The organism is Kitasatospora sp. NPDC056446, assembly GCF_042796115.1.
In the GTDB taxonomy this organism is placed as follows: domain Bacteria; phylum Actinomycetota; class Actinomycetes; order Streptomycetales; family Streptomycetaceae; genus Kitasatospora.
The window spans coordinates 52090-61791 of record NZ_JBHTRF010000026.1; the positions used below are offsets into that span (position 1 = coordinate 52090).

A 9702-nucleotide genomic window follows, 5' to 3' on the forward strand; every position below is an offset into this window, starting at 1 on the left:
GGTCATGACGTCGTCTGCCACGCCTCGATGGGGTTGCCCAGCCACCGCGTGTCGGCGGGGACGGACTCGGCGCGCATCACCAGCGAGGCCGGGCCCAGCGTGCTGCGCGCGCCCACCGTGCTGCCGGGCAGCACGATCCCGCCCGGGCCCAGGGTGGCGCCCTCGCGGAGGACCACAGTATCCATCCGCATGATCCGGTCGTGGAAGAGGTGCGTCTGCACCACGCAGCCCCGGTTGATGGTGACCCCGTCGCCGAGGGTGACCAGGTCCGCCTCCGGCAGCCAGTAGCTCTCGCACCAGACGCCGTGCCCGACCTTGGCGCCGAGCGCCCGCAGCCACAGGTTCAGCACCGGCGTGCCCGGCACCGCGCCGACCAGCCAGGGCACCGCCAGCATCTCCACGAAGGTGTCCGCCAGCTCGTTGCGCCACACGAAGCCGCTCCACAGCGGGTGCTCCACCGCCCGGAACCGCCCGACCAGCAGCCACTTCGCCGCCACCGCGACCAGGCAGGCGACCGTGCCGGAGGCCAGCAGCACCAGGCCCGACAGCAGGGCGGCGATCAGCGGCGAACCGGCGGCCAGCCAGGACAGCGCCGCCACCGTCAGCAGGCCCAGTGCCCCGGAGGCCAGCACCGGAAGCACCCGGGCGACCTCGACCAGCCCGCGCGCCCAGAGCAGCCGGGCCGGCGGCTCGTAGGTGAGGCTCTGGTCGGCCCGGTCCGCCGCGCGCGGCAGCCGCACCGGCGGCATGCCCAGGTACGAGCTGCCCTTCTTGGCCTTCGCCGGCGTCGCCGACAGCACGCCCACCAGGCCGCGCTTGGGCACCGACCGGCCCGGTGCGGTCATCCCCGAGTTCCCGAGGAAGGCCCGCTCGCCGACCTTCGCCTCGCCGAGCCGCACCCAGCCGCCGCCCAGCTCGTACGGGGCGATCAGGGTGTCGTCGGCCAGGAACGCGCCGTCGCCGACCGTCGTCAGGCTGGGCAGCGCCAGCACCGTCGACACCTCGGCGCCGCGGCCGATCCGCATCCCGAGCGCCCGCAGCCACAGCGGGGTGACCAGTCCCGCGTACAGCGGGAACAGCACCTCCCGCGCCCGGTCCATCAGCTGGGTGACCGTCCACGCCTGCCAGCCGACCCGCCCGTGCAGCGGGTGCACCCCGGGCACCAGGCCGATGCTCAGCAGCCGCACGAGCGCCAGCAGCTGCGCCGCGTACACCGCGCCGTACGCGAGGGTCGCGGGCAGCAGGCCGAGCAGCGCGCCGCCGAGCGCCGGGCCGAGCGCGTCGCCCTGGTGGACGAAGCGGGAGAGCACGGCGAGCGCGGCGAGGGCGGGCAGCGCCGGGAGCAGGCCGAGCACCGCACCGCTGGCGCCGTACAGCGAGGCCCAGCGGGCCCGGCGGGTGGGGCGCTCCTTGGGCCAGGCGCGCTCGGTGCGGCCCAGCTTGACGGCGGGCGCGCCGCCCCAGCGCTGGCCGGTCGGCACCTGGCCGGTGACGCTGGAGCCGGGCACCACCTGGGCGCGCTTGCCGACCCGGGCGCCGGGCAGCAGCGTCGACCGGGTGCCGACCACGGCGGCGGAGCCGACCTTGACCTGGCCGATCAGCAGCCGGTCGCCGTCCAGCCAGTAGCCGCACAGGTCCACCTCGGCCTCGACCGCGCAGCCGCGGCCCAGCTTCAGCATCCCGGTGACGGGCGGCAGCGAGTGCAGGTCCACGTCGGCCGCGACCTTGCAGCCCAGCGCACGGGCGTAGCGCACCAGCCAGGCGCCGGACAGCGTCGTCGCGCCGGTGAGCTCGGCGAGCCGTTCGGCGGTCCAGAGCCGCAGGTGGACGGCCCCGCCGCGCGGGTGGCTGCCGGGGCGCAGGCCGCGCAGCAGCAGCCGGGCGCCGCCCGCCGAGACCGCCAAGCGGCCGGCCGGGGTGTACAGCACGAGCGCGCCCGCGCCCACCCACCACCAGGAGGCGGTCGGCGCCCACGGGTAGTCCCCGAGGTGGGTGAGCAGGTTGCCGGCCGCCAGCAGGGCGACCGTCCAGCGCAGCCCGACGACGGTGAACAGCGGCACCAGCAGGAGCAGCTGCAGCAGTTTGGCCCTGGTCGGCACCAGCGTGACGGTCCGGGCCTCGGCGCTGCCGACGGCGGTGCGCTCCAGGTGCCGGGCGAGCTTGCGCAGCGTCGGGTGCTGGTAGATGTCCAGCACGGCCGCGCTCGGGTAGCGGGTGCGCAGCAGGGTGGTCAGCCGGGCGGCGGCCAGGCTGCCGCCGCCGATCGCGAAGAAGTCGTCGCGCGGGCCGCCGACCCGGATGCCGAGGATCTCCGACCACTGCTCGGCGAGCCAGGCCTCGGTGCCGTACAGCTCCTCGCCGGGGCCCGCGGTCTCCAGGTCGGGCAGCGGCCAGGGCAGGGCGTTGCGGTCGACCTTGCCGGAGGTGCGGGTGGGCAGGGCGTCGACGGTCGCGAGCAGCGGGACGAGGGCGGCGGGCAGCTCGGCGCGCAGCCGTTGCACGGCCTGCTCGCGGTCGAAGCCGTCCTGGAGCACCAGGTAGCCGACCAGCAGCTGGTTGCCGCCGCGTGCGGTGCGGACGGCGGCGGCCGCGCCGGCCACGCCGGGCAGCGCCTGGAGCGCCGCGTCGACCTCGCCGAGTTCGATCCGGCGGCCGCCCAGCTTGATCTGCTCGTCGGTGCGGCCGAGGAACAGCAGGCCGGCCGGGTCGGCCTGGACCAGGTCGCCGCTGCGGTAGGCGCGCTCCCAGCCGAGCGAGGTGAGCGGCGCGTACTTCTCGGCGTCCTTCTCCGGGTCGAGGTAGCGGGCCAGGCCGACGCCGCCGATCACCAGCTGGCCGGTGCCGCCGGCGGCGACCGGCTCGCCGGCCTCGTCCACCACGGCGAGGTCCCAGCCGTCCAGCGGCAGACCGATCCGCACCGGCCCGTCACCGGTCAGCAGCGCGGCGCAGGCGACCACGGTGGCCTCGGTGGGGCCGTAGGTGTTCCACACCTCGCGGCCCTCGGTGACCAGGCGCTGCACCAGCTCGGGCGGGCAGGCCTCGCCGCCGAAGATCAGCAGCCGCACCTCGTTCAGCGCCTCGGCCGGCCACAGGGCGGCCAGGGTCGGGACGGTGGAGACCACGGTGATCTCCTGCTCGGCGAGCCAGGGCCCGAGGTCGGCGCCGCTGCGCACCTGGGAGCGGGGGACCGGCACCAGGCAGGCGCCGTAGCGCCAGGCCAGCCACATCTCCTCGCAGGAGGCGTCGAAGGCCACCGACAGGCCGGCCATCACCCGGTCGCCGGGGCCGATCGGCTCGTCCTGGAGGAAGAGCGCGGCCTCGGCGTCGACGAAGGCGGCGGCGTTGCGGTGGGTGACGGCGACGCCCTTGGGCTTCCCGGTGGAGCCGGAGGTGAAGATGATCCAGGCGTCGTCGGCGGGGGCCGGGCGGCGGTCCGGGGCGGGCGGGCGTCCGTCGGTAGCGGTGAGGGCGCGCTCGGCGCCGAGCACCGCGGCGACCCCGGCCTCGCCGAAGACCAGCTCGGCGCGTTCGTCCGGGTCCTCCGCGTCCACCGGGACGTACGCGGCGCCGGCGGCGAGCACGGCGAGGATCGAGACGTACAGGTCGTTGGTGCCGGAGGGCACCCGCACGCCCACCCGGTCGCCCGGGCCGATCCCGGCGGCGGCCAGGCGGCGGCGCAGCTGCTCGACCTCGACGGCCAGCGCGCGGTAGCTCAGCACCGCGTGGCCGTCGTCCAGGGCCGGTTCGTCGGGGTGGGCGCGCACGGTGGCGTCCAGGACGTCCACCAGGGTCCGCGGCGCGGCGGCCGGACGGCCCGGGAACAGGGCGCGCGGCGGCGCGTCGGTCGGGCTCGGGTGGTGCGGGTGGTTCGGCTGGCTCGGTTCAGCTGTCATGGCAGCCCGTGCGCTCCTCGTCCTCGCCCCGTTCCGACCGATGCCCGGCCCTTGGGGGCGGTGGGAGCACTCGCCGGACCGGGTGACCCCACTCCGGGGCCGGAGCGGACAACCTGACCGATGGTAGCTCCGGTTTCCCGGCGGCGTACGGGGTGGCGCCCGGCCCTGACCGGCTCAACTCGGCCGAGAACGGCCGGATCTGACGGAACGTCAGTCGACAACTGGGGCTTTGCGGGGTGGATGTGACGGGAGGTCAGTCGAATTGACTGATCGTCAGGTCGACTGGCCGATCGTGATCCATGCCACAGCGAATACTGCTCCCTTCGGGTGGCGGGCCCGGTGTTTCCGACCGTTCACAGGGCGCTTTCGGCCCTGCGGGCCCGGCCGGCGCGGGCCCGCCACCCGGACGGGGCGGTCAGCGGAAGAGGTGCAGGTGCTCCTGGAGGAAGGCCTCCAGCGTGCGCGGGCTGCGGCCGGTGGCCCGGGTGAACGCGTCGTCGGGCGCCTCCCGGCGGACCACCGCGAGCTGCTGGATCTCCACCACGTGGGCGGCGAGCCAGCCCGGCATCCCGGCCCGTTCCACCAGGTGGGCGTGCAGCCCGTCCGGGGTGAGGTCGATGTGGCGCACCGGGCGGCCGAGCAGCTCGCCCAGCAGGGCGGTCAGCTCGGCGTGGCTGTAGGCCCGCCCGCCGGTGAGCGGGTACTCGGCGCCCGCGAGCTCCGGGCGGGTGAGGACGTCCGCGGCGAGGTCGCCGATGTCCCGGACGTCCACGTAGTTGCACCGCGCCTGCCCCATCGCGCCGTGCACCACCCCGGCGGCGGCGATGCCGGGCGCCAGCAGCAGCAGCTTCTGCATGAAGGCGTACGGGCGCAGGACGGTGGTGGTCACGCCCGAGGAGCGCAGCCGCTCCTCGATGAGGTGGTGGCCGCGGGAGACCGCGACGGGGGAGTCGGGCTCGGCGGCGGGCGCCGAGACCTTGACGATGTGCTCGACTCCGCAGTCCAGGGCCGCCTCGACCGCGTTCAGCTCGTAGCGGACCTGGTCCGGGCTGTTGGCCATGGTGAGCAGGACCTGGTGCGCGCCCCGGAAGGCCGTGCGGAGCGAGTCCGGGTCCCCGGCGTCGGCCGGGAACGGCTCGGCGAGTGCGAGGGTCCGCTCGTCCAGTCCGGCGGCGAGGCGGGCGGGGTCGCGGCTGAGCGCACGGCTCGGGGCGCCGAGGGCGGCGAGGCCGCGCAGGGTCGCGCCGCCGGTGGCGCCGGCGGCGCCCATGATGACGATCATGCTGATTGCCTTTCGTGACGGACGGTGTTCTCGGAGTCGGGCGCGGTGCTGTGCGGGCGGTGCGCGTGCTGCGGTGCGCGGACCCGGCGGCTGCCGCGCCAGTGCCAGGTGGTGATGGTGGCGGCGATGGCGGAGGAGACCGGCAGGTCCACCGGCAGCCGCTTCGGCCAGGGGCTGTCGGCGAGCGCCGGGAGCTGCGGCAGCCAGTGCGCGGCGGCCAGGCCGACGGCGAGGCCGATCCCGGCGGCGACCAGGCCGAGGAAGGCGGCGGCCAGGGCGCGGGGGATCCGGGCCGGCCGGGTGCGGACCGGGCGGCGGCGCAGTACGGAGCCGAGCACGGCGGCCACCAGGGCGGAGGTGCCGCCGATCGTGGTCAGGGCGGCGACGACCAGCTCCTGCTGCCGGGTGACGGCTCCGCCGAGGCCTGCCATCACGGCGGGCATCACGTAGGCGAGCAGGACCTCGCGCCACAGGACGAAGGGCGGGGGAGCGCCGGGGGCCTTCTTGCTCATGGGGTTGTCCTCACGTTCGGGTTCGTCGGTCCGGATCCGGTCGGCACCCGAAGCTGTGTACTTAGGTGCCTAACTATTGGGCGAAAGAAAGGCGGGCCGTCCGGCGGCCCGCCCCGGGGGTGCGGAGGTCAGTCCGCCGTCAGCGCGTCGATGCCCGCGACCACCCGGGCCAGCAGATCGAGGAAGGTGGCGCGCTCCTCGACCGAGAGGCCGCCGACCATCGCCTGCATCCGGGCGAAGTGCTCGGGCGCCAGCTCGCGCAGCCTGTCGGCGCCGCGCGCGGTGAGGATCACCACGTTGCCGCGCCCGTCCTCGGTGGACGGGCGGCGGGCGACCAGGCCCTCCCGTTCCAGGCCGTCGACCAGGCCGGTCACCGTCGCCCGGGAGACGCCGAGGCTCGCCGCGAGCTGGGAGGGCGACTTCTCGCCGCCGTGGTCCTCCAGGTCGGCCAGCAGTCGGTAGCGGCCGGTGGAGAGGCCGAAGCGGCCGAAGTGCGCCTCGCCGGCCTGGCCGAGCCGGGCGCCCGCCGCCATCAGCCGGGCCGCGACCAGGACCGCCTGCGGGTCGGCCGGGAGGCCGTAGCGGGCGATCTGGCGGCGGGCCTGGTCGAGGCTGGGGGAGCCGGGGTCGGGCTCGGAGTGCTGCGTCACAAGAAGTAATATGGCGCCTAATCAGACTCCTCGTCAAGTGCTGTCGGCGGCCCCGGGCCGGAGCACGGCCACCGGAGCCTGTCGCGCGGCCCCGTGAGGCGGCGGCCGGACGGGTGGCCGGACGGGTGGCCGGGTTGCCGGGCGGAGGTCCGACAGGCGGGTGGCCGGGTCGCCGGCCGGGTCGCCGCCCGTGGAGGGCCCGCCGGCGCCGATCGCGGAATGGCGACGTAGGGGGGTGGACCCGGTCGGATGACTGCGCATCAGGTCAACCAACCGTCAAGTCGGTTCATTCACAGAATATTCGAGCGGAAAAGGGCATGGTGTGCGGACAATTTCCGCTGCTCCGAGGTCTTCACACGGAGAACTCCGGCTGACAGGCTGGGGCCGCCCTTTCCGCACCAAGGAGGTTCCTTGTCCCGCATATCCACGTTGGCCGGAGCAGTCACCACGGCCCTCGCCCTTGTCACCGGTACCGCGGTCGCCGCCTCGGCGGCGCCGATCGACCAGGCCCCGAGCCTGGCCGAGGCGAAGGTCGACGCTGTCGCCTGGACCCCGTGCAACCCCGACCCGACCAAGCCGGACCCGGGCATTTACGACTGCGCCGTCTACCCCGTGCCGCTGGACTACGACAACCCCTCGGGTGAGAAGATCGGCATCGCCATGATGCGGCGCCGAGCGAGCGACCCGTCGAAGCGGATCGGCTCGCTGTTCCTCAACCCGGGCGGCCCGGGCGGCAGTGGCTACCTGTGGGCGACGACCAGCCGTTTCGGCCCCGAGGTGCAGTCCAAGTTCGACCTGGTCGGCTTCGACCCCCGCGGCGTGGCCCGGAGCAACCCGCTCAAGTGTTTCAAGACCCAGGAGGACGCCGACGCGGTCAACAACCGCATGGTCGGCGTGCCGGTCACCAAGGCCGAGGTCAACGAGACGCTGGACGCGGACCAGGACTACACCGACGCCTGCAGCAAGAACGCCGGCCCGCTGATCGAGCACATGTCGACCATCAACGTGGTGCGCGACCTCGACCGGATGCGCCGCGCCGTCGGTGACTCCCAGCTCAGCTTCGCCGGGTTCTCCTACGGCACCCTGATCGGTTCGACGTACGCCAACATGTACCCGAACAAGGTCCGGGCGATCATCGTCGACGGCAACGTCGACCCGAACCTGCGCCTGCACAACGGCCTGGAGTACGACCGCCAGCGCGCGGGCGGCTTCGAGCTCGCCCTGAGCGAGTTCCTGAAGCGCTGCCAGACCGCCGGCGCCCCGCGCTGCGCCTTCGGCGAGGGCGACACCCGGGCCAAGTTCGACCAGCTCCGCGACCACCTGCGGACCAGCCCGATCACGCTGCCGAACGGCTCCACGGTGACGCTGAGCAGCTTCACCAGCGAGGTCGCCAGCGCCCTGTACTCGCAGGCCAAGCTGGCCCCGCTGGCCAAGTCGCTGCAGGCCACCTACCAGGTGCTGCAGAAGCCGAACGCCGCCGCTCTGCTGGCCCCGAAGGCCAACGTCGCGGAGGAGGACGCCAACCTCCTCTCGGTGAACGTCCCGCGGGCGCTGCGGGAGGCCCCGGCCGACTCCGAGTACACCGCCGACGACTCGTACATGGGCGTCAACTGCCAGGACAAGCCGTACCCGTCGAACGACCGGGTGTTCGCGAACGTGGCCAAGACCTGGGAGCAGGAGTCGCCGACCTTCGGCCGCTACCAGGCCTTCGACGCGCCCGCGTGCGCGAGCTGGCCGGCCCCGGCCCGGGACGCCGAGCGCTTCTCCGGCCCGTGGAACAAGAAGACCTCCAACACCGTGATGGTCATCGGCAACCTGTACGACCCGGCGACCCAGTACAAGTTCGCCCAGCGGATGCAGCAGGAGCTGGGCAACGCGGTGCTGGTCAGCGTCGACTCGATCGAGCACTGCGCCGTGGGCCGCAGCAAGGCGCTGAACGACCTGGTCACCCGCTACCTGGTGGACGGCACCGCGCCGAAGCCGGGCCAGCTGCTGAAGCCGGACGCGGAGATCTTCCCGGCGGCCTGAGGGTGAACAGGCCCCCGGGCGTCTGACGGAGGGGCCCAACGGTTGTGGTGGTCGGCGGTGCTGCCGGCCACCACAGCCGTGTTTCCGGTTGTCCCGGCACCCGGCCCGGCACCCGGATCGCCCGGGAAATGCGCCAGAAGATCGCCATCGAACCTCCGGTGAGCGGATTCCTGCTGGTCGTGGGTGACCATAGCCGGTGCCACCGACAATCACGGTCCGTGAAAAGGCGATCTCCGCGACCCGGATGAGTCACGGAGAATGACGTACTGTCACATCTATTTGTGGATTGCTTTTCGGGCCCCTGGATTATCCGGGCCCGCGGAGTGCGGGAAAGGCGTGGGGGCGCACCCCGCATCCCCGCGCCTTTCCCGCACCCGGCTACGCGGCCTGCTCCGCCTCGTCCTCGACGACCCGCCCGTCCCGGAGCTCGATCACCCGGTCGGCGAGGCCCATCAGCGTCGGGTCGTGGGTGGCGACGAGGACGGTGACGCCCTCGCTGCGGACCACCGCGCGCAGCAGCTCCATGATGGAGCGGCCGGTCTCGGAGTCCAGCTGGCCGGTGGGCTCGTCGGCGATGATCAGGCCGGGCTCGTTGGCCAGTGCGCGGGCGATGGCGACGCGCTGCTGCTGGCCGCCGGAGAGTTCGCCGGGGCGCTGGTTGGCGTGGTCGGCCAGGCCGACCAGCGCCAGCAGGGTGTGGGCGCGCTCCTCGCGCTCGGCGGCCGCGACCTTGCGCAGCCGCATCGGCACGCCGACGTTCTCGGCGGCGGTGAGCATCGGGATCAGCCCGAAGGACTGGAAGACGAACCCGATCCGCTCCCGGCGCAGGGCGAGCCGGCCGTCCTCGTCCAGTCCGCCGAGGTCGATGCCGTCGATCGAGATGCTGCCGCCGGTCGGGGCGTCCAGGCCGCCGACCAGGTTGAGCAGGGTGGTCTTGCCGGAGCCGGACCGGCCCTTGAGGGCGGTGAGTTCGCCGCGCTCGACCGAGAAGTCGATGCCGCGCAGGGCGTGGACGGTCCGCTCGCCGCTGCCGAAGCTGCGGCGGAGGTCGGTGACGGCCACCATCGGCCCGGTGGTCGTGGCAGTGGCGGTGGCGGCCTGATTCTGCGTCATGCGGCGTCCCCCCTGTGGGCGCGGCTACCCGGTTCTCTACCGGTGCCTACGGATGCGGCGGCTTCACCGGTTCACGTTCCCGGGAAGGAATCCGAGCGGACGGAGTCCCCTGGTCGAGGGAGCGCGGCGAAGCCGGATTTCTGAAGTGTGCATGGCATTTCGACGGGGCATCCCCGGCCGGGATGCTATCAAGGAAAGGAATTTGTTCATTGCTTACTTGATTC

6 protein-coding genes are annotated in these 9702 nt (G+C 73.8%); 1 reads left to right on the plus strand and 5 read right to left on the minus strand.

Features of this window, described 5'->3' with window-relative positions; translation table 11 throughout:
- Nucleotides 1–2: 2 nt before the first annotated feature.
- The 4 genes from ACFQ6N_RS18380 to ACFQ6N_RS18395 form a co-directional block, all read right to left on the minus strand.
- Nucleotides 3–3893, minus strand: a complete 3891-nt coding sequence (locus ACFQ6N_RS18380) for a Pls/PosA family non-ribosomal peptide synthetase (RefSeq protein ID WP_380650136.1) — start codon at nt 3891–3893, stop codon at nt 3–5.
- A gap of 415 nt (nt 3894–4308) precedes the next feature.
- Entirely contained in the window at nt 4309–5175 is an 867-nt protein-coding gene (locus ACFQ6N_RS18385) for an NmrA family NAD(P)-binding protein (RefSeq protein ID WP_380650137.1), read from the minus strand.
- Entirely contained in the window at nt 5172–5687 is a 516-nt protein-coding gene (locus ACFQ6N_RS18390; RefSeq protein ID WP_380650138.1) for a hypothetical protein, read from the minus strand. Before ACFQ6N_RS18390 ends, ACFQ6N_RS18385 begins: the two co-directional genes overlap by 4 nt.
- 128 nt (nt 5688–5815) lie before the next feature.
- A complete protein-coding gene (locus ACFQ6N_RS18395) occupies nt 5816–6337 on the minus strand; it encodes a MarR family winged helix-turn-helix transcriptional regulator (RefSeq protein WP_380650139.1) in 522 nt (173 codons plus the stop codon).
- 411 nt (nt 6338–6748) lie between these two features.
- Between ACFQ6N_RS18395 and ACFQ6N_RS18400 the strand changes: the two genes are divergently transcribed.
- Entirely contained in the window at nt 6749–8365 is a 1617-nt protein-coding gene (locus ACFQ6N_RS18400; protein WP_380650140.1) for an alpha/beta hydrolase, read from the plus strand.
- A 378-nt stretch (nt 8366–8743) separates the two neighbouring features.
- Here the strand turns inward: ACFQ6N_RS18400 and ACFQ6N_RS18405 are convergent, their stop codons facing one another.
- Nucleotides 8744–9478 carry an ABC transporter ATP-binding protein gene (locus ACFQ6N_RS18405; protein WP_380650141.1) on the minus strand — a complete coding sequence of 245 codons (735 nt, stop codon included), beginning with the start codon at nt 9476–9478 and terminating at the stop codon, nt 8744–8746.
- Between the last annotated feature and the right edge of the window lie 224 nt (nt 9479–9702).

Bases quoted from the DNA above. Each gene is read 5' to 3' on its own strand.
- ACFQ6N_RS18380 (WP_380650136.1), bottom strand. From the start codon at position 3,893: ATGACAGCTGAACCGAGCCAGCCGAACCACCCGCACCACCCGAGCCCG.
- ACFQ6N_RS18385 (WP_380650137.1), bottom strand. From the start codon at position 5,175: ATGATCGTCATCATGGGCGCCGCCGGCGCCACCGGCGGCGCGACCCTG.
- ACFQ6N_RS18390 (WP_380650138.1), bottom strand. From the start codon at position 5,687: ATGAGCAAGAAGGCCCCCGGCGCTCCCCCGCCCTTCGTCCTGTGGCGC.
- ACFQ6N_RS18405 (WP_380650141.1), bottom strand. From the start codon at position 9,478: ATGACGCAGAATCAGGCCGCCACCGCCACTGCCACGACCACCGGGCCG.